Here is a 19,657-nt window from a genome sequence, read left to right on the forward strand (position 1 = left end):
GCTCAGGCTTTTGCCCGGGTCGATGGCAGCAGCACCGTCAGTATCCCCAGCAAGGGCAGGTACGAGCACAGGGTATAGACGAATTCGATGCCATGGGCGTCAGCCAGCTGTCCGAGCAAGGCCGCGCTTATACCGCCGAAGCCGAACATCAGGCCGAAGAAAACCCCGGCGACCATGCCGACGTTACCAGGCAGCAGTTCCTGGGCGTACACCACGATGGCCGAGAACGCCGAAGCCAGCACAAAGCCGATGACTACGCTCAGTACGCTGGTCCAGAACAGATCGACGTAGGGCAGCATCAGGGTGAACGGAGCGGCGCCGAGGATGGAAAACCAGATGACCGCCTTGCGCCCGATACGGTCACCGATGGGGCCGCCAAAGAAGGTGCCGGCGGCTACGGCGCCCAGGAACAGGAACAGATGCAACTGCGAGCTGGCCACCGACACCTCGAATTTCTCGATGAGGTAGAAGGTGTAATAGCTGGTGAAGCTGGCCATGTAGAAATACTTGGAAAACACCAGCAAGGCCAGCACCACCAGCGCCCCGGTGATACGCCGGCGTGACAAGCCATGGCTGGTCTGACGTCCCCGCTTGGCTGCATAGGTATTCAAGTGAGCACGGTACCAGCGGCTCAGCCCATAAAGCACGCCGATGGCGCACAGGGCAAAGAGCGCGAACCAGGCCACATGCCCTTGGCCGAACGGAATCACGATCGCCGCCGCCAACAAGGGCCCGAAGGCCGAACCGGCGTTGCCGCCCACCTGGAAGCTCGACTGCGCCAGGCCGAAGCGCCCGCCGGAGGCCAGGCGCGCCACGCGGGAAGTTTCCGGATGAAAGGTGGAGGAGCCGATACCGATCAGGGCGGACGCCAGCAGGATCATCCCGAAGCTGCCAACCATGGACAGCATGAGCACGCCTGCCAAGGTGCATACCATGCCGGCCGGAAGCAGGAACGGCTTGGGGTGACGGTCTGTGTAGAAGCCGATCCAGGGCTGCAGCAGCGAAGCCGTGATCTGGAACGTGAGGGTGATCAGGCCGACCTGGGTGAAGCTCAAGCCATAATTGGCCTTGAGCATGGGGTAGATGGAGGGCAATACCGCCTGGATCAGGTCATTGATCAAGTGCGCCAGGGCACAGGCGGCGATGATTTTCATTACCAGCGGGCTGGCGGCTGGAGAAGCCGCCGATGAAACGGGTGTCGCGGAGCTTGCGGTTGCCAGAGCCATGGATCACCTGAGGTCAGTGACGCACTATTCAGGTGCGCCACTGTGACAGCTTGCAACAATTTCTTCCAGGCGAGTTGTCGACGAGCCTATCAATGGGTCGCGAAGCTGGCCGTATTCGCACGCAGGGCTCGACTGCCTTCGTCCAGCTTGCCGGCGGCGCCGCTCACCGCCCGCGCGCCGTCGAGCAAGCGATGGGCTGCCTGGTCCACTTCCTGGATACTTGCACTGACCTGATCGGCCGTTGCCGCCTGCTCATCCACGGCCGTGGCGATCTGGGCCAGGTTATCGTTCACCGCCTGCACTGCCGACGCGATCGCGCCCAGGTTCGCCCCCAGCCCCGTAACGGCCGCCGCATCCCCTTCGGCCTGGACGCAGGCGGCCTGCATCAGTTCCACCGCCTGCTGTACCGTGGCGCGCAGGCTTTCTACCGTGCTGGCGATCTGCGCGGTAGAGGCCTGGGTACGCTGGGACAGGCTGCGCACTTCATCGGCCACTACGGCGAAGCCCCGCCCTTGCTCTCCCGCCCGGGCGGCCTCGATGGCCGCGTTCAGCGCCAGCAGATTGGTTTGCCCGGCGATGCCGCCGATCACATCCACCACGGACTGGATCTGCTGACCCTGCTCGCTGACCCGCCCCAGTGCTTGCGCGGTGGCGGTCAGGCGCGCGTTGAGCTGTTGGATATTGCGGGTGGTCTGCTCGCTTTGCTGGCTGCTGCTGACTGCGATCTCACGCGTCTGCCGCACGCTGGTGGAAGCCTGCTCACAACTGCTGGCCACGCCTTGGGAGGTGGCCGCCAGCTGGGTGGCGGCGGCGGCAATCTGGCTGATCTGCGACTGCTGCTCCTCAACGTCGCGCAAGGTGCCATGGGCCTGGGCAGTCAGGGTGGCCACAGCCCCGCCGACGGCCGAGCTTTCACGCTCCACGCCGGCCAGGCTGGTACGCAACTGTTGCACCGCGCGATTCAAGGCCGCCGAAATGGCAGCCAATTCGTCCCGGCCCGCGACCTCCACCTGCACCCGCAGGTCGCCGTCACGCAGGGATTCTGCCAGGGTAGTGATGCTTGCCGCGCTGCGCCGAATGGAGGCCTGCACACAGATGAACAGGTAGAGGGCCAGCAGCAGCAACACGGCAAAGCCTGTGGCCACAGGCACGAACTCATTGATTACCTGGCTGCGATAACCTTGCAGACGTTGATCCAACGAAGCCAGGGCCTGTTGTCGAAGAGCGGTGATGGCTTCGCCAAGGCTATCGAGACTACTGTCGAATTCGGCGCTAGTGAGGGCCAGGGTGCTGCCATACATCTTTTCATCGAGCAGTTGAAGCACCTGGTCAAGTCGCTCGGTACTTTGCTGGTACTGACGCGTCCACACTGCATCATCAGGCAGCTGGGCCGCCAGGGCACCACCGCTCTTGCGCAGTTGCTCGCGGGCATCGCCTATCCGGGCCCGCAGGTCGCGCAATTGCAGCCGACTCTGCAAGGTGAACTGGCCAGCGGCAATGGCGCTCTCGCCTGCCGCGGCCAGGCGGCCGATGCGTTCGTAAAGATCTGGCGCGCGCTGGGTAGCGATTTCCATCAGCAGATAGGTATCCATCCAAGGGTCGAGAATCAGGCCGCTGTCCATGGCAATGTGCTCGCGCAGCAATTGCAGGTCGCTGATCGCTTTGGTGAAGGTGTCATAGCCGTCCGGCCACCAGCCCATGGCACCGAGACGTTGCAGGTCCAGGGCAGCCGTGGCTTGTTGTAGCGTCTGGTAACGGCGTAGCACTTCAGCGCTGGCGCCGGTATCACTCAGCGCCAGGCCTAGCTGAGACACCGCCTCGACCAGTTGCGGCGCTGTTGCGGTCACTGCATTGAGTGCCGCCTGGGCCGCGGGTGTGGGCTTGTGCTGGATGTCCAGGGCTTTCCAGCGTGCCACCTGTGCACGCTGGATGTTGAGCAGGCGGTCCGTGGGCTCCAGCGCCTTGAGCCGCGCAATGCCCAGGCGCTCGTGACCGATGACATCCAGACGGGTCTGGTAGCCATGGCCGAGCATGCCCAGGCTCGCCAGCAGCGGCAGCATGAACAGCAAGAACAGCAGCAGGAATTTGCCTGCGAAGGTGAATCGGCCTAACAGGCGGATTCCTGGAGAAAGCAAGGTGGCCATGCCCGACGACACTCCTGGACAAAGGAAGGGGGCCTCGCTGAGAGGCCAGGCCTGATTCGTAGCAATATTCACACCGTGTTACACCCTTTGAACCCTGCAGTCTCGGTTTCCCGCCGGCCGGCTTACCGGCAGCCTGGATATGGATCAACGGCATGGATTTCAAACGGTTACAGGCGTCCACGTGGAAAAAAATTGAAAATAGATGCTTGACACTTACCCGCTCAGCGCGAATAATGCGCGCCACTTGGCTACATAGCTCAGTTGGTTAGAGCATAGCATTCATAATGCTGGGGTCCGGGGTTCAAGTCCCTGTGTAGCCACCAAACCTGTTTTCGCCTGCTTCGGCATCGAGAACGACAAGACAGCCCGCCTAGCGCGGGCTTTTTTGTGCGCGCCTGGAAAGCGCTCAACTGTTGGTGCACTGTCTGGATGAAACTTGAGAAAGGCCTGACAGCTGTCACCTAAGTGTCATCTTCCATTGCTAGGTTCGCCGCAACATTTGGACACAGTTGCGGAAGCCATATGAGCGATCAGCCAGACGACCCGTCCACCCCAGACGCCCCTACTCTCTCCTCGACTCGTCGCAGGTTCCTTGGCGGCATGGCCTTGATGGGCGCTGGTAGCGCCCTGGCTGGCTGCGCCCCTACTTCGAGTGCACCCGGCCAGCCGGCGCCGTTGAACCCGACGCAGCTGGACAAGGCCTTGCGCGAGCAGGTCAAGACCATTGTGGTGATCTATGCGGAGAACCGCAGCTTCAATAATCTGTTCGCTGACTTTCCCGGAGTGGAGGCGCCGCTGTCTTCGCTCAAGCCGGCGCAATACCAGCAGCGGGACCGGGACGGCAGCCTGCTGACCACTTTGCCGCCAGCCTGGGGTGGCGTGTTGCAACTCGGTCCGCAGACCGTGGAAGGGGTGACCTACCCCAGCGGCGTGCAGTATCAGGAGCACCTGCCCAATGCGCCCTTCCCGCTCAAGGGCCCGCAGGGGGAAGACCTGCCCATGGGCCTGGTCACTCGCGATCTCTGGCATGTGTTCTACCAGAACCAGATGCAGATCAACGGCGGGCGTAACGATCAGTTCGTGGCCTGGGCCGACGCCGGTGGCCTGACCATGGGCTACTACCCACAGAGCCGCTACGCCCTGCGCCTGTGGGACCTGGCCCGGGAGTTCGTGCTGTGTGACAACTTCTTCCAGGGTGCCTTCGGCGGTTCGTTCCTCAACCATCAATACCTGGTCAGCGCCACCGCGCCTTTTTATCCCAATGCCGCGAGCTCGGTGGCCAAGTCGCAGATCGCCACGCTCATCGGCGACGACCCACAGGACACTCGCCTCAAACCGCTTCCCGCCTCGCCAGCCAGCGCCATGCAAGGGCCGCCGCAGTTTGGACCCAGCGCGATCACCCCGGACGGCTATGCGGTGAACACCATGGCGCCGCCCTACTGGCCGACCTGGATTCGTGACCCGGAACAGCCAGACTTCGCCAAGCCGGACCAACCCAATGTATTGGTGCCACAGCGCCACGAACACATTGGCGACAAGTTGTCGCGCAAGGGTGTGGAGTGGGCCTGGTATGCCGGCGGCTGGCAAGCGACCCTGGATGAGTTCAAGGACTCGCCCGGCATTCCGAAGATCCCCAACTTCCAATACCACCACCAGCCCTTCAACTATTTCGTTCAACAGGGTCCGGAGCACCCGGAGGAGCGCAAGCGGCGCCTGCGTGACGGTGGGCTGGGCGAAGACCCGTCGAGCAACCATTTCCTGGCCGACGCCGCCGCCGGCAAGCTGCCCGCGGTGACCTTCTACAAGCCTCAGGGCAACCTGAACATGCATGCGGGCTACGCTGACGTGACCTCTGGAGACCGGCATATCGCGCGCATCGTCCGTACCCTGCAGGAAAGCCCACAGTGGAAGAACATGGTGGTGGTCGTCACCGTGGACGAGAACGGCGGCTGGTGGGATCACGTCGCCCCGCCCAAGGGCGATCGCTTCGGCCCTGGCTCGCGGATACCCGCGCTGGTGATCTCGCCCTTCGCGCGCAAGGGGACGGTAGACCATACGGTATACGACACCGCCTCGATCCTGCGCCTGATCACGCGGGTATTCGACCTGGAGAGGCTCGACGGCCTCGTTGCTCGGGACAAAGCCATGGCCGCCCGGGGCCAGACGCCCATGGGCGACCTGACCAACGCCCTTGCCTTCGAGCGCTAGCAAAGCCTAGGTCGCGGCTGTCTGCCGTCTGGCCCGGTAGCGGGACAGCCCCATGCCGACCAGCATGACCAGCGCCGCGCCCAGAGCGCTGGCTGCATAGTGCAAGGAGCTGGACGGGGACATCACCCAGGGAGCCAGGACAGCGTCTGACAGGGCCAGGCTGACGGCAATCCACCCGATCAGCCCACCGCCCAGCGCAACGATGACTGGCACACGCTCCATCAGGGCCAGTACAAGGCGGCTGCCGAACACGATCAGCGGGATGCTCAGCAGCACGCCTGCCGCTACGAGGTAGAGGTTGCCATGCCCGGCGGCGGCCACGGCCAGCACGTTATCCAGGGACATCACCGCATCGGCAATGACGATGGTGCGGATCGCCTTCCACAGCTGGGTACTGCCTTGCAGGTCGCGGTGGTCATCTTCGGGGGTCGCGATGAGGCTGATGCCTATCCACACCAGCAGGACACCCGCGCCGAGCTTGAGCCATGGCAGTTCCAGCAAGTGCATGGCCAAGCCCAGCAAGGAGATGCGCAACGCGATAGCCGCGGCCATGCCGCCCCAGATGGCCTGGCGGCGGCGGGCTTCGGGCAGGCGACGGCAGGCCATGGCGATGACCACGGCATTGTCACCTCCCAGGAGCAAATCAAGCAGGAGGATTTGCAAAAGGGCTACCCAGGTCGCGGGGTCGACCAACCATGCCATGATCGTCTCCTTCGTTGCATCTGGCCAGGCCATGCCGAAGCAACTGTGACCCTGGCACGAGTGTTTTTCTCCAATGCGGCGCCAGGCCGCGATAGAGTGAACGAAATCCAGAAAGGAGCAGGGCCTTGAGCGCGACCGTATTAGTACTGGTGGAAACCATTGGGCCCTACCTGCCCATACTGGAAGAGGCTGGTTTCCGGCTGCTACTGGCGACCACGCCCGAAGCTCGGGCCGAGGCCATTGCCGAGCAAGGGGGCCTGATCGACGCAGTGCTCACCCGTGGCCCTCTTGGATTGACGGGGGCAGAAATAGCGGCCTTGCCCAGGCTACAGATCATCACCGTGATCGGCGCCGGATACGAGCGCGTCGACCTGAACGCGGCACGCCAGCGTGGCGTGGTGGTCACTAACGGCGCGGGCGTGAACGCACCGGCGGTAGCCGACCATGCCATGGCGTTGCTGTTGGCCCTGGTACGCGACATCCCTCGGGCCGATGCATCGGTGCGCCGAGGAGAATGGAGCAAGGTGATGCGGCCTTCCGTAACCGGAAAGCGCCTGGGCATTCTCGGCCTGGGCGCGGTGGGCCTGGCCATCGCCCGCCGCGCCGCCCTGGGCTTCGGCATGGCGGTGGGTTATCACAACCGCCAGGCGCGCCCCGACGTGGACTATCCCTGGTTCGAAGATGTACGAAGCCTGGCGGCCAACAGCGACATCCTCATGATCGCCACGCCAGGCGGCGAGAGCACCCGCGCCCTGGTGGATGCGGACGTGATCGCTGCCCTGGGCTCCGATGGGTTCGTGGTAAACGTTGCCCGGGGGAGCGTGGTGGATACCGCGGCGCTGGTCGATGCCCTGGCCAACGAGCGCCTGGCGGGCGCCGCGCTCGATGTGTTCGAAAACGAACCCCAGGTGCCCGAGGCCTTGCGAGCCCTTCCTAATGTAGTGCTGACGCCTCATGTAGCGGGCCTGTCGCCGGAGGCGGTGAGGGCCACCGTGGAACTGGTCACCCAGAACCTGCTGGCGCACTTCTCCGGGCGCCCGGTACTGACGCCTGTCCCTCTGCCCTGACCCTCGATCAACGGCAGGAGGCGCTGCGCTGGCTGTGGTCCGCGCCCCAGGTGCGGTACCCGGCCGTGTCAATGTGTATCCGCCCGGAGGGGTAGCGGCTGAGCCCCATCGCCCAGGCCTGACCCTCGGACTTCCAGAAGCCGCACAGGCCAGGGGCATCGCTGGCAAGCAGCAGGTCCACGGCAAAGCTGTGAACGTGGGCGCTGCGAGGCGCTCCCTGGGCACAGCGGTTGAGCGCTTCGCCGCGCCAGGCTGACACCACTTCGAACTGGCCCAGTACGGCTCGCTCGCGCAATAGCCGGAGCAGCCGCAGGGTACGGACGGCATCCGGCCATTGCGCACGGGGCGGCACCGCAAAGGGTTCGGCCCTGCAGCGTCGCCAGTCGCTTGCCGTGCGCAGCAGTTGCCAGGATGGCACCACATCCTGCACACCTTGTTGTGCAAGGTAGCCTTCGAAAGCGCTCACGCCAGACTGAGCGCCAGCCCAACGCTGGAAAAGCGCCGGGCCGCGTTCGTCTCTTTCATCGGCAACGGCTGCGCTGGCTGCCGCCAGGGCCAGCAGCCCCGCGAGCAGTGCGCCTCGCTTCACAGCACGCCGCAGGCGACCCGGGCACCGCCGCCACCAAGAGGCTGCGGCATGTCGGCGTGATTATCGCCCCCCGCGTGGATCATCAGCGCATGGCCCTTGACCTCGGCCAGGCTTTTCAAGCGGGGCGCCAGCACCGGGTAGACCGCCGTGCCATCGGCATTGACGTAGATCGCCGGCAGGTCACCCAGGTGGCCTTCGCCATAAGGGCCTTCATGCTTGCCGGTCTTGTTCGGGTCCAGATGCCCCCCCGCTGCTTCGGCGGGTGACATCTTGCCGTCTTTCATGGCTGGGGCGCAGCTTCCATTCTGGTGAACATGGAAACCGTGCACGCCAGGCGGCAACCCCTTCAGGGTCGGCGTGAACAACAGGCCATGGGAGGTTTCTTCGACCTTCACCTCACCGATGGCCTGGACAGCCCCGTTGGGGCCTACCTCATCCAGCTTGACCATTTCGCTGGCCGCCTGCGCCGCCAGGCTTGTGCTCATGCATACGGCCGCGATCCACCCGTACCCTTTCATGCCTTGCCTCCTTCTCGAATGCCTGTGCACACCTTAGTCGGCTTTTGGCGGGGCGGGTTCGCTCCGGTTTAGTGGCAAATCATGTCAGCGGGCGCAGCCTGTACTGCGGTGGCAACTGCTCGGCGCTGCTGATGGTCGCGTCCAGGCTCTTCCAGCGGCCGTCCTTGATGCCATAGATGCAGCCATGGATGGACAGGTTCTGGCCGCGATGCCAGGCGTTCTGCACGATACTGGTGTAGCCGACGTTCGCCACCTGTTGAATCACATTGAGTTCACAGAGCCGGTCTACCTGGGCTTCCTCGGTAGGCAGTTGGGCCAGGACTTCACGGTGTTCGTAGTAGAGGTTGCGGATCGAGCGCAGCCAGCCATCGATCAGGCCCAGCTGGCGGTCCTGCATGGCCGCGCGCACGCCGCCGCAACCGTAGTGGCCAGTGACCAGGATGTGTTTGACCTTGAGCACGTCGACGGCGTACTGGATTACCGAGAGGCAGTTCAGGTCCGTGTGCAGGACCACGTTGGCAACGTTGCGGTGTACGAAGAGATCACCAGGCAGCATGCCTACGATCTCGTTGGCCGGCACCCGTGCGTCAGAACAGCCGATCCAGAGGAACTCAGGGGTTTGCTGGCGGGCGAGCTTGGCGAAGAAGTCTGGGTCACGTTGCTTGATCGCATCCGCCCAGCGGGCATTGTTGTCGATCAGTTCTTGTAGGTCATGCATGGTCGGGGCCTCGGAAGTGATGCACCAGTGTGACTCCGCCGCCGGGGAGCGAGTCACGCGGCCATCCAGGTCTCGGCGCGGTTCGCTCGATTGAATCTTGCTCGAGGTCACGAGTCCACCTTGTAAGGCCCATTAACCGGAGGACAACCATGACCCCTGAACAACGCCCTTACGGTGCACCGCAGCCTGCCGAGATCGACACCACCGAAGACCGCATCGGCTCGGTTCACCCACTGGATTTCAATGACCCGAACGGCGATGGCCCCGCCGGCTTCACGGGGGACGCTCTTGAATCGGAAGCTTATGCCTCAGGTGAGCGCGTCCAGGAAGCCGGCCTGACCGGCGCGTCGACCGATGATCATCACCAGACCATGGACGACATGAGCCCCGAAACCCTGATTCGCGAAGACGGCTCCGAATCCGTGGAAGAGGCCGAGGAAAGTGACGCCCCCGCCGACCTACAGCTCAACCCCATCGATGAAGACGACATTGGCGGTGGCGACGGACTCGACGAAGCCGAACTGGCCCGGCTGGACCCGCTCGACGGCAAGCCCTGGGATGGCGAAGCGGATTAAACCAGGGTACAGGCCATGACCAGCGCGTCCTCGCGCCCTCCGGCGGCGGGATAATAGTCCCGTCGCCGCCCCACCTCATTGAAGCCATAGCGTTCGTACAGCCGGTACGCCGACTGGTTGCTGGCGCGCACTTCCAGGAAGCACTCGCGACCATTGAGGGCCATGGCTCGATCCATCAGGTGCTCGAGCAGCTTCAATCCGAGTCCCCGACCCTGGTTTTCCAGCTTCACGGTGATATTGAGCAGGTGCGCTTCGTCGATGATGACGTTGATCACTCCATGTCCCACCAATTGCTGCCCTTCGAACATCAGCCAGATCTCGTAGCTCTTGAGCCCGTCGAGGAAGATCCCACGCGTCCAGGGGTGGGTATAGGCGGCATATTCGACCTTGAGCACGGCATCCAGATCGGCCTCGGTCATCGGGCGAAAGGTTACTGCATCATTCATTCAGCGGGCTTCCAGCGCGCCATGAGCTGGCGCATCGCGTGCCAGACGTCCGCCTTGCGGGCCGGCTCGTCCATTAAGGTTTCCAGGCCGGGCAAGGCCCAGCCTTCGCAAAGCGTATCGATGGTGACTGTCTGGTAATACGCGGAGGTATCCACCTCGCCGGCGTAACGCAAGGCCGGCAGGCCTATCAGCCAGAGGCAGGCGCAAGGTGCCTGCTCCAACTGTGCCGCCACGAAGCCCTGCACGAAATCCCGGGCCGCTTCCGGCCCTTGATCCAGGCTGCCCCGTGCGAGCAGGGGCCAGCGTACCGGCTCGCCCAGCAGTTGTGGCGCGTCCGGCAGGCCGGCAGCCCGCAGCATGTCCTTGAGCAGCAAGTAGCCGGGGTCACGGGACTGGAACGGCTCTCCGGTAGGTAGCTCTGCCAGCACCAGGCAATTGCCCGCGCGCAGCAGTTGCAACGCAAAGCGTGGTGCCGGGGCCTGTGGCCTGGCCTCTGTCACGTTGACAGGCTCGGAGGTGACAGCCTTGGCTGTTGGCGCTGCTTTGACCAGCGATGGCCTGGGCACTTCGATCTTCGGCCGTATCGAAGGCGCTGGCGGTCGGGGAGCGGGAGCTGGGGCAACCGGGGCCGCGGAGAGAGGCGACCCCGGAGCCGATTGCGGATCAACGACTGGCGCGACCGCCGGCGCCTCGACCCAGGCCAGCAGCTCAGGGCGGGACGGCGCAGCGAAGGGCAGCTCGGCACGGGGCAGCCATTGCACGACCTGCATGGCATCCAGATAAGCGCGGCGGCGAGGTTCGGTCAGCACGTTGAGCCCAAGTTGAAAAACAGGGCCGCGATTCTAACCCGGTGCCGGGCAATTCACGAAGAGCAGGCGACCGTTGCCTGGCGACCGACAGCACCGCCGCCGAGCGGGGATGCGCTACAATCCGGCCTTTTTCTGGCAACCGACCGGCCCTCCCATGATCGACCCCAAGCGCGTCCTGCGCGCTCTTGCTGAACACTGGGCGCTGCTGGAGCCGTTGTGCGAACGCTTCGACCAGGGCACCCTCAGCCTAGGCGAACTGCGCTTGCAACTGGCGGCCCAGCAGCGGGAAAGCAGCCCGCAGGACATCACCACCCTGCTGGACCTCTGGATACGTCTGGACATCCTGGTGCCCGTGGCGAAAAGCCCCAACCGCTTCGAACTCAACGCCCAGATCCACGACTTCCTGGCCTACCTGCGTCGCGAACACCGCCTCGGGCTTTGCCTGGAGATCGAAGCCTACCTGCGACACCTGGAGCGCCTGGCCGGGCATATTCAGGATGCGTTCGACATTCGGGACGGCAATGACCTGGCCCGCCAGCTGCGCTTGCTGGACATGCGCGTGCGTGACGTGCTCAAGAAGCTGGCCAACGATGAGCAGGCACTGGTCGCGGTGGCCGAACGCGCGAAGACCAGCGATCGGCAGATCCCGCTGCGCCAGCGCTATGCCGAAGTGCTGGCGACCTGGGACGAATACATCGAGCCGATGATCCAGCTGGTGAACGCCGATGGTGCTTTCGAACAAGGCGTGCGCAAGGTCGAGACCGTGCTGTTGCGCCTGCTGGGCGAACAACAACGGCTGGGGCATCTGGTGGACGATGACATGCTGCTGCGTACCCATGCGCGCATCCTAGAGATGCAGACCAGCGCGCAGCTGACGTTGCGCCACGCGCGGGAGCTGCTGCTGCCTCTACGCGAAGAGGCACGCCGTCACAACGCCGTGACCCGTGGCGCCGCCCTGGCCCTGGCGGCCATGCGGCGCAAGGGGCTCGATGCCGTGCCCCAGGCGGCGCTGCCATTGTTTACCCGGCCGCAAAGCAACTTCCTGGGCACGGCCAGCCAGGTCGAGGCCTATGTCTACGCCCTGGCCCGCTTCGAGTCCAAGCCCGCCCGCTTCCCCCGCTCGGAAAAAAAGGCTGCCCAAGGCGATACCCCAAGAGCGCCGCGTACCGTTCGGGAGATGCTCGAGCGCTGCGAGCATGCCCTGCCATTGCCGGACCTGATGGCCTGGCTGCTGGAACAGGAGCCCGGCGGGCCCACCGATGAGTTGCTCTACTGGTTCTCCCGCTTGTCTAGGGACAAGCGCTTCAGCCGCCAGCGCCTCGAGCGCCAGGACTACCTGACCGATGAGCATGTGCTGAGCCTGCGCTCCTTTGCCTTGTCTTCCGCCAAAGGCCCTCTGCCAACGGGCCCTGGCGAACCTATGTCGAGCCCATTGCATGAATCTTGATCTTTCTGAACTCAGCCAGTTGGCGCCCATCTTCCGTGAGCTGTTCAAAGGCTTTCATATCAGTCGGCGTGACCCGGAACTCTACGCCCAGCTCTCCACCTGCCAGGACGCCTATCGCACGTTGTTCAAGGCCTTGGGCTTTGAACTGGTGTGCGATACCCGTGGATTCTACTATTTCGTTCCGGAACAGGCCGCGGCCCAGGTGAACAAGACCGCCCAGCGGCTTTCCCTGTTCACCTTCATCCTGGTTGAGCATTTCGCTGACCAGGGCCGTGACCCGATCGCCGTGCTGGACGGCGGCAGCCTTGGGCGTGATGAACTGCCGGCCCTGCTGGAGAAGTACAAGGACCTTTTCGGCCAGGCCGAAGTGCAGACGGTTGAAGAGCTTGAGGAAAAAATCCTGAGGCGCATGGCCCAGCTCGGCTTCACCCATGAAGAAAACGGCGTGTATCGCTTCCTGGCGCCCATGCACCGCTTCCTTGACGTGTGCCTTTCCGTCCAGCAGGACCGTGACCTGGCCGCCAGCCTTCACAGCGCGCTGCCCCTGCCAACCCCCACCCTGACGGGCGAGCCGGCCGAAGCGCCAACGGACGACCCGCTGGGCCCTACGCCCTTCGATGATGACGAAGCGTTGGTCCGGGCCATCGCCGATGAACAGGAATTGCACGCATGAGCCAGGAACGCTACGGCATTCGCCGCTTCGCCCTGCTGAACACGGCTGGCTACAGCCTCGGGCTGTTCCCTCTGGAACATCCCTTGTCGGTATATGGCGCCAACAATCTCGGCAAGAGCGCTTCGATCAATGCGCTGCAGTTCCCTATCCTGGCGCGCATGTCTGACATGAGCTTCGGCAAATACAGCCTGGAGCAGTCCCGTCGCTTCTACTTCGCCAGCGATACCAGCTACATCCTGTGCGAAGTGCTGTTGCCCCATGGCCCGCATGTCATTGGGGTGGTAGGTCGCGGCCCGGGCGGCGGGTTCGGCCATCAGTTCTTCGCCTACGCCGGCGCGCTGGACCTGGCTCACTACCAGAAAGACGACACCTGCCTGCGGCAGAAAGAGTTGTTCGTCAACCTGGAGCGCCACGGCCTCAAGGCCTATGAGGTGAAGCCCGACGAGCTCAGGCGCTTGCTGGTGGGTGGACACACCTCTATCCCACTGGACCTGACCCTGATTCCGCTGCGTTCCACCAGCGAGCAAAGCCTCAAGACGTTCCGGGCACTGTTCATCAACCTGCTGCATATGCGCGAAATCACGGCCGCCAAGCTCAAGCAGCTGTTCCTGGATGCATTCGAACACAGCTTGCGCTCCGGCAGCGTCGATTACATTGCGGCCTGTGAAGAAGCCTTCCGCGACGTCCGGCGCATGGAACAGGACTACAACGCTCTGGTGGCGGCCGGGCCATTGGTCGAGGCCCTGGCCAACGGCGTGCGCCAAAGGGATCAGCTGCGCGGCAAGCTGCATCGCCTGTCTCCTCTTTTGGATTCGCTACTCGGCACCTGGCAAACCTATGCCGCCGACCGTAAGGAAGAGTTGCTTATCCAGGCTGAACACTACCGTAGCCAGCAGGATGTCTTGCAGAACGACCAGCGCGGCACTACTCAGGAACTGATGCGTCTGGAGCGGGAGATCACCGGCATCCAGCGCTGGCTGGGCGAACTGTCCGTTCTGCGACATCGCTTCGCCCTGGTGGAAGACGTACGGGTACTGGAGCAGCAACTGCTGGCCGCCAAGGACGCGCATGATGAACTGGCCGGTGCCCTGGCGCACGCGCGCCAGTTCAGCAGCGACGATCTGGACCACCGGGTACGAGAACTGGAAGGACGCCTAAAGTCAGTCAAGCATCAGCTCGATCATGCGGACAACAACAGCTATGCCCGCTTGCGTGAGGAGTTTTCCCAACAAGACGTCGTGCGCTTGATGCGCGTCTTCAACGGCGCCTTGTTCAGCCTGCCCTTGGGGGAAGGCGGCATTGCGCTCGAAGGTGAGACCTGGGTCAGGACGCTGGAGGCCCTGCTGGATCGCTTCGAGGGCGAACGCTTCGAAGTGCCCGGCATGAGCATCGATCTGTCCGGTATCGAGCCGCCTGCGCTCCAGGCCTTGGCCGACCGGGCCGCCCTGCGCGACCAGAAGGATCGACTGGAGAAGGAGCTGCGTCAGCTAAAGGCTCAGCAGGCCGTGGCGGCTGATCGAATCGCCAGCAAGGCCCAGGCCGAGACGCTCTACCAGGCGGTAGTGGACGCCCAGAAAGCGCTGGAAGATTATCGTCGTGCCCAGACCCTGGCCGCCGAAGAGCCGGAAAAACTCGAGCAGCTTGCCCAGCTGGAAGCTGCTCAGGAGGAATTGCGCCGCTCCAGCGACGCCTTTGCCGAGCGGGTGCAACAGTTGGCAGCCAAGCTTCAACTGGTCAGCCGCCAGATCGGCGACCTGGAAGCCCAGCAACGCACTTTGGACGACGCCTTGCGCCGTCGGCAACTGCTGCCAGCGGACCTGCCCTTCGGCACGCCCTTCATGGAGCCTGTGGATGACGCCATGAGCAACCTGCTCCCGCTGCTCAACGACTATCAGGACAGCTGGCAGGCTCTGCTGCGGGTCGATGGCCAGATCGAAGCCCTGTATGCACAGGTCCGCCTCAAGGGAGTGGCCAAGTTCGACAGCGAAGACGACACCGAGCGGCGCCTGCAACTCCTTATAAACGCCTATGCCCATCGCCAGGATGAAGCCTTGACCCTTGGCAAGGCGCGCCGCGCCGCGGTTACTGACATCGCCCGTACCCTACGCAACATCCGTAGCGACTACGATAGCCTGGAACACCAGCTGGGCCTGTTCAACCGTGAGATCAACCGACGCCAGGTTTCCAACCTGGAAAGCTTCCGCATCGTCCTGGCGCCCAACAAGGACGCCCTGAAGCACATCGACCAGATCATTCACAGCGCCGGTCAATATGAAGAAGGCGAAACGCTCTCTGTATTCGACTTGAGCCAGAGCGCCGAGCAGGACAGCAAGAACGAAGAAGCCAAGGAATACCTGGCCCGCCTGGTAGCCGCCAATCACAACCAGTTGGGGCTCAAGGACCTGTTCGAACTGGCGTTCGAGATCACCAAGGTCAATGGCCAACCGGTGCTGCATACCGACATCGACGGCGCGGCGTCCAATGGCACGACCATGACCATCAAGGCCCTGACCAACATGTACCTGCTGCTACACCTGATGGACCGGGAACAGGCAGGCCGTATCCGCCTCCCCTACTACCTCGACGAGGCGGCCGATATTGACGAGCGCAATCAAATGGCTTTGCTGGAAACCAGCCAACAACTGGGCTTTACGCCTATCCTGGCTTCGGTGAAACCGCAGGTGTCGGCGCGGGTGGCCATCGACCTGGAAGGCGGCAGCGGGCCAAACGGCATCTACATTGACGAAGCCGACTGGAAGCTGATCCGGCGTCATGACGACTCCCCTTTTGCTCAGGCCGCATCGGACCTTGCCGACGCGGCCATCTGATCAGGCGTTACCTGAAGCCGCCTTGGGCTTTTGCCAAGGCGGCTTTCTTTTGCGCGCGAGATATGAGCGATGACAACCTTCAAGGTGAGCATCCGGATGCTGTAGACCTGCCTGGGTTAAGCCTGCGGCTCGACGCGTGCCGCTTCAGATCCGGAAAAGACAAAACCCCTGATCGCTGTGCGACCAGGGGTTTTGGGAATGAATCTTGACGATGACCTACTCTCACATGGGGAAGCCCCACACTACCATCGGCGATGCGTCGTTTCACTGCTGAGTTCGGGATGGGATCAGGTGGTTCCAACGCTCTATGGTCGTCAAGAAATTCGGTAGCTGCCTCGTTTGCACGGTGCAGCGAATCTGGGTATGTGTGTTTGTGATGGCGAACTTTCGGTGTTGCCTTCGCGTTCTGCCCTTGGGCAGATTGCTTGGGTGTTATATGGTCAAGCCTCACGGGCAATTAGTATGGGTTAGCTCAACGCCTCACAGCGCTTACACACCCCACCTATCAACGTCGTAGTCTTCGACGGCCCTTCAGGGAGCTCGAGGCTCCAGTGAGATCTCATCTTGAGGCAAGTTTCCCGCTTAGATGCTTTCAGCGGTTATCTCTTCCGAACATAGCTACCCGGCAATGCCACTGGCGTGACAACCGGAACACCAGAGGTTCGTCCACTCCGGTCCTCTCGTACTAGGAGCAGCCCCTCTCAAATCTCAAACGTCCACGGCAGATAGGGACCGAACTGTCTCACGACGTTCTAAACCCAGCTCGCGTACCACTTTAAATGGCGAACAGCCATACCCTTGGGACCGGCTTCAGCCCCAGGATGTGATGAGCCGACATCGAGGTGCCAAACACCGCCGTCGATATGAACTCTTGGGCGGTATCAGCCTGTTATCCCCGGAGTACCTTTTATCCGTTGAGCGATGGCCCTTCCATACAGAACCACCGGATCACTAAGACCTACTTTCGTACCTGCTCGACGTGTCTGTCTCGCAGTCAAGCGCGCTTTTGCCTTTATACTCTACGACCGATTTCCGACCGGTCTGAGCGCACCTTCGTACTCCTCCGTTACTCTTTGGGAGGAGACCGCCCCAGTCAAACTACCCACCATACACTGTCCTCGATCCGGATAACGGACCTGAGTTAGAACCTCAAGGTTGCCAGGGTGGTATTTCAAGGATGGCTCCACGCAGACTGGCGTCCACGCTTCAAAGCCTCCCACCTATCCTACACAAGCAAGCTCAAAGTCCAGTGCAAAGCTATAGTAAAGGTTCACGGGGTCTTTCCGTCTAGCCGCGGATACACTGCATCTTCACAGCGATTTCAATTTCACTGAGTCTCGGGTGGAGACAGCGCCGCCATCGTTACGCCATTCGTGCAGGTCGGAACTTACCCGACAAGGAATTTCGCTACCTTAGGACCGTTATAGTTACGGCCGCCGTTTACCGGGGCTTCGATCAAGAGCTTCGCTTGCGCTAACCCCATCAATTAACCTTCCGGCACCGGGCAGGCGTCACACCCTATACGTCCACTTTCGTGTTTGCAGAGTGCTGTGTTTTTAATAAACAGTCGCAGCGGCCTGGTATCTTCGACCGGCATAGGCTTACGGGGCAAGCCCTTCACCTTCGCCGGCGCACCTTCTCCCGAAGTTACGGTGCCATTTTGCCTAGTTCCTTCACCCGAGTTCTCTCAAGCGCCTTGGTATTCTCTACCCAACCACCTGTGTCGGTTTGGGGTACGGTTCCTGGTTACCTGAAGCTTAGAAGCTTTTCCTGGAAGCATGGCATCGACCACTTCGTGCCCGAGGGCACTCGTCATCAGCTCTCGGCCTTGGGATCCCGGATTTACCTAAGATCCCAGCCTACCACCTTAAACTTGGACAACCAACGCCAAGCTGGCCTAGCCTTCTCCGTCCCTCCATCGCAGTAACCAGAAGTACAGGAATATTAACCTGTTTTCCATCGACTACGCTTTTCAGCCTCGCCTTAGGGACCGACTAACCCTGCGTCGATTAACGTTGCGCAGGAAACCTTGGTTTTTCGGCGTGCGAGTTTTTCACTCGCATTGTCGTTACTCATGTCAGCATTCGCACTTCTGATACCTCCAGCGAGCTTCTCAACTCACCTTCACAGGCTTACAGAACGCTCCTCTACCGCGTCACTTGCGTGACACCCGTAGCTTCGGTGTATGGTTTGAGCCCCGTTACATCTTCCGCGCAGGCCGACTCGACTAGTGAGCTATTACGCTTTCTTTAAAGGGTGGCTGCTTCTAAGCCAACCTCCTAGCTGTCTAAGCCTTCCCACATCGTTTCCCACTTAACCATAACTTTGGGACCTTAGCTGACGGTCTGGGTTGTTTCCCTTTTCACGACGGACGTTAGCACCCGCCGTGTGTCTCCCATGCTCGGCACTTGCTGGTATTCGGAGTTTGCATCGGTTTGGTAAGTCGGGATGACCCCCTAGCCGAAACAGTGCTCTACCCCCAGCAGTGATACATGAGGCGCTACCTAAATAGCTTTCGAGGAGAACCAGCTATCTCCGAGCTTGATTAGCCTTTCACTCCGATCCACAGGTCATCCGCTAACTTTTCAACGGTAGTCGGTTCGGTCCTCCAGTCAGTGTTACCTAACCTTCAACCTGCCCATGGATAGATCGCCCGGTTTCGGGTCTATACCCAGCGACTAAACGCCCTATTAAGACTCGCTTTCGCTACGCCTCCCCTATTCGGTTAAGCTCGCCACTGAATATAAGTCGCTGACCCATTATACAAAAGGTACGCAGTCACAGAACAAGTCTGCTCCCACTGCTTGTACGCATACGGTTTCAGGTTCTATTTCACTCCCCTCTCCGGGGTTCTTTTCGCCTTTCCCTCACGGTACTGGTTCACTATCGGTCAGTCAGTAGTATTTAGCCTTGGAGGATGGTCCCCCCATATTCAGACAAAGTTTCTCGTGCTCCGTCCTACTCGATTTCATTGACAAGGGATTTTCGCGTACAGGGCTATCACCCACTATGGCCGCACTTTCCAGAGCGTTCCGCTAATCTCAAGTCAACTTAAGGGCTGGTCCCCGTTCGCTCGCCACTACTAAGGGAATCTCGGTTGATTTCTTTTCCTCAGGGTACTTAGATGTTTCAGTTCCCCTGGTTCGCCTCTTGCACCTATGGATTCAGTACAAGATACTCAGCTTGTGCTGAGTGGGTTCCCCCATTCAGAGATCTCCGGATCAAAGTCTGTTTGCCGACTCCCCGAAGCTTATCGCAGGCTACCACGTCTTTCATCGCCTCTGACTGCCAAGGCATCCACCGTATGCGCTTATTCACTTGACCATATAACCCCAAGCAATCTTGGGATTACGGTTGTGAAGACAACATTCGCCGAAAATTCGCATTCGCTCTTTCGAGCAACTCACAAATTTTACCTTAGCCTGATCCTACCAGCAGTGAAACTGGTCGATCAGTCTATCTTTCTATCACATACCCAAATTTTTAAAGAACGATTCTGGAAAAGACCAGAAATCAACATTCCGCTTCAGTGTGAAGGAATGCTCATTTCTAAGCTTTCGAACAGAGGATGGTGGTGGAGCCAAGCGGGATCGAACCGCTGACCTCCTGCGTGCAAGGCAGGCGCTCTCCCAGCTGAGCTATGGCCCCGTATTCTACTACCGGCCGTTACCACTGGAAATTGGTGGGTCTGGGCAGATTCGAACTGC

General features: G+C 61.6%; 14 protein-coding genes, 2 tRNA genes and 2 rRNA genes. 7 read left to right on the forward strand and 11 right to left on the reverse strand.

What is annotated here, in order from left to right; translation table 11 throughout:
- Window positions 1-2: 2 nt before the first annotated feature.
- Together BN1188_RS10620 and BN1188_RS10625 are read right to left on the reverse strand one after the other, a co-directional pair.
- On the reverse strand, window positions 3-1,226 hold the full coding sequence (locus BN1188_RS10620; protein WP_040261353.1) for an MFS transporter: 1,224 nt from the start codon (window positions 1,224-1,226) through the stop codon (window positions 3-5).
- An 89-nt stretch (window positions 1,227-1,315) separates the two neighbouring features.
- Complete coding sequence (locus tag BN1188_RS10625; protein ID WP_040261354.1) at window positions 1,316-3,370, reverse strand: methyl-accepting chemotaxis protein; 2,055 nt, start codon at window positions 3,368-3,370, stop codon at window positions 1,316-1,318.
- A gap of 246 nt (window positions 3,371-3,616) precedes the next feature.
- On the opposite strand from BN1188_RS10625, the gene BN1188_RS10630 reads away from it, so the two are divergent.
- Window positions 3,617-3,693 (forward strand) — tRNA-Met (locus BN1188_RS10630).
- Window positions 3,694-3,892: 199 nt separating this feature from the next.
- Complete coding sequence (gene acpA, locus BN1188_RS10635; protein WP_040261355.1) at window positions 3,893-5,578, forward strand: acid phosphatase; 1,686 nt, start codon at window positions 3,893-3,895, stop codon at window positions 5,576-5,578.
- 6 nt (window positions 5,579-5,584) lie between these two features.
- On the opposite strand, the gene BN1188_RS10640 is transcribed toward acpA, so the two are convergent.
- Window positions 5,585-6,283, reverse strand: a complete 699-nt coding sequence (locus BN1188_RS10640; RefSeq protein ID WP_198293230.1) for a TerC family protein — start codon at window positions 6,281-6,283, stop codon at window positions 5,585-5,587.
- Window positions 6,284-6,405: 122 nt separating this feature from the next.
- Between BN1188_RS10640 and BN1188_RS10645 the strand changes: the two genes are divergently transcribed.
- Entirely contained in the window at window positions 6,406-7,347 is a 942-nt protein-coding gene (locus BN1188_RS10645; protein ID WP_040261357.1) for a 2-hydroxyacid dehydrogenase, read from the forward strand.
- 7 nt (window positions 7,348-7,354) lie between these two features.
- Here BN1188_RS10645 and BN1188_RS10650 read toward each other — a convergent pair whose 3' ends face one another.
- From BN1188_RS10650 to can, 3 genes are all read right to left on the reverse strand, one after another.
- Complete coding sequence (locus BN1188_RS10650) at window positions 7,355-7,936, reverse strand: D-Ala-D-Ala carboxypeptidase family metallohydrolase (protein WP_040261358.1); 582 nt, start codon at window positions 7,934-7,936, stop codon at window positions 7,355-7,357.
- A complete protein-coding gene (gene sodC / locus BN1188_RS10655) occupies window positions 7,933-8,454 on the reverse strand; it encodes a superoxide dismutase family protein (protein WP_040261359.1) in 522 nt (173 codons plus the stop codon). Before sodC ends, BN1188_RS10650 begins: the two co-directional genes overlap by 4 nt.
- Window positions 8,455-8,533: 79 nt before the next feature.
- Window positions 8,534-9,172: a carbonate dehydratase gene (gene can / locus BN1188_RS10660; protein WP_040261479.1), complete on the reverse strand. Its 639-nt coding sequence runs from the start codon at window positions 9,170-9,172 to the stop codon at window positions 8,534-8,536.
- A 149-nt stretch (window positions 9,173-9,321) separates the two neighbouring features.
- Here can and BN1188_RS10665 point away from each other — a divergent pair, with 149 nt between their 5' ends.
- Window positions 9,322-9,747 carry a hypothetical protein gene (locus BN1188_RS10665; RefSeq protein ID WP_040261360.1) on the forward strand — a complete coding sequence of 142 codons (426 nt, stop codon included), beginning with the start codon at window positions 9,322-9,324 and terminating at the stop codon, window positions 9,745-9,747.
- Here the strand turns inward: BN1188_RS10665 and rimI are convergent.
- Window positions 9,744-10,193 (reverse strand): ribosomal protein S18-alanine N-acetyltransferase, encoded by a 450-nt coding sequence (rimI, locus tag BN1188_RS10670; protein ID WP_040261361.1) that lies wholly within the window; start codon window positions 10,191-10,193, stop codon window positions 9,744-9,746. The genes BN1188_RS10665 and rimI overlap by 4 nt on opposite strands.
- Complete coding sequence (locus BN1188_RS10675) at window positions 10,190-11,002, reverse strand: hypothetical protein (RefSeq protein WP_040261362.1); 813 nt, start codon at window positions 11,000-11,002, stop codon at window positions 10,190-10,192. The genes rimI and BN1188_RS10675 overlap by 4 nt, the downstream gene beginning before the upstream one ends.
- Before the next feature lie 154 nt (window positions 11,003-11,156).
- Between BN1188_RS10675 and mksB the strand changes: the two genes are divergently transcribed.
- The 3 genes from mksB to mksF are packed head-to-tail and all read left to right on the forward strand — an operon-like array spanning window position 11,157 to window position 15,950.
- Window positions 11,157-12,449: an Mks condensin complex protein MksB gene (mksB, locus tag BN1188_RS10680; RefSeq protein ID WP_040261480.1), complete on the forward strand. Its 1,293-nt coding sequence runs from the start codon at window positions 11,157-11,159 to the stop codon at window positions 12,447-12,449.
- A complete protein-coding gene (mksE, locus tag BN1188_RS10685) occupies window positions 12,439-13,122 on the forward strand; it encodes an Mks condensin complex protein MksE (RefSeq protein WP_040261364.1) in 684 nt (227 codons plus the stop codon). Before mksB ends, mksE begins: the two co-directional genes overlap by 11 nt.
- Window positions 13,119-15,950: an Mks condensin complex protein MksF gene (gene mksF, locus BN1188_RS10690; RefSeq protein ID WP_040261365.1), complete on the forward strand. Its 2,832-nt coding sequence runs from the start codon at window positions 13,119-13,121 to the stop codon at window positions 15,948-15,950. Before mksE ends, mksF begins: the two co-directional genes overlap by 4 nt.
- 203 nt (window positions 15,951-16,153) lie before the next feature.
- Here the strand turns inward: mksF and rrf are convergent.
- The 3 genes from rrf to BN1188_RS10705 all read right to left on the reverse strand — a co-directional run bounded on the left by rrf (window position 16,154) and on the right by BN1188_RS10705 (window position 19,598).
- A 5S ribosomal RNA gene (rrf, locus tag BN1188_RS10695) occupies window positions 16,154-16,269 on the reverse strand.
- Between the two features lie 117 nt (window positions 16,270-16,386).
- Window positions 16,387-19,274 (reverse strand): 23S ribosomal RNA (locus BN1188_RS10700).
- Between the two features lie 248 nt (window positions 19,275-19,522).
- Window positions 19,523-19,598 (reverse strand) — tRNA-Ala (locus BN1188_RS10705).
- Window positions 19,599-19,657 lie beyond the last annotated feature (59 nt).

Source organism: Pseudomonas massiliensis (genome assembly GCF_000826105.1).
Classification (GTDB): Bacteria; Pseudomonadota; Gammaproteobacteria; order Pseudomonadales; family Pseudomonadaceae; genus Aquipseudomonas; species Aquipseudomonas massiliensis.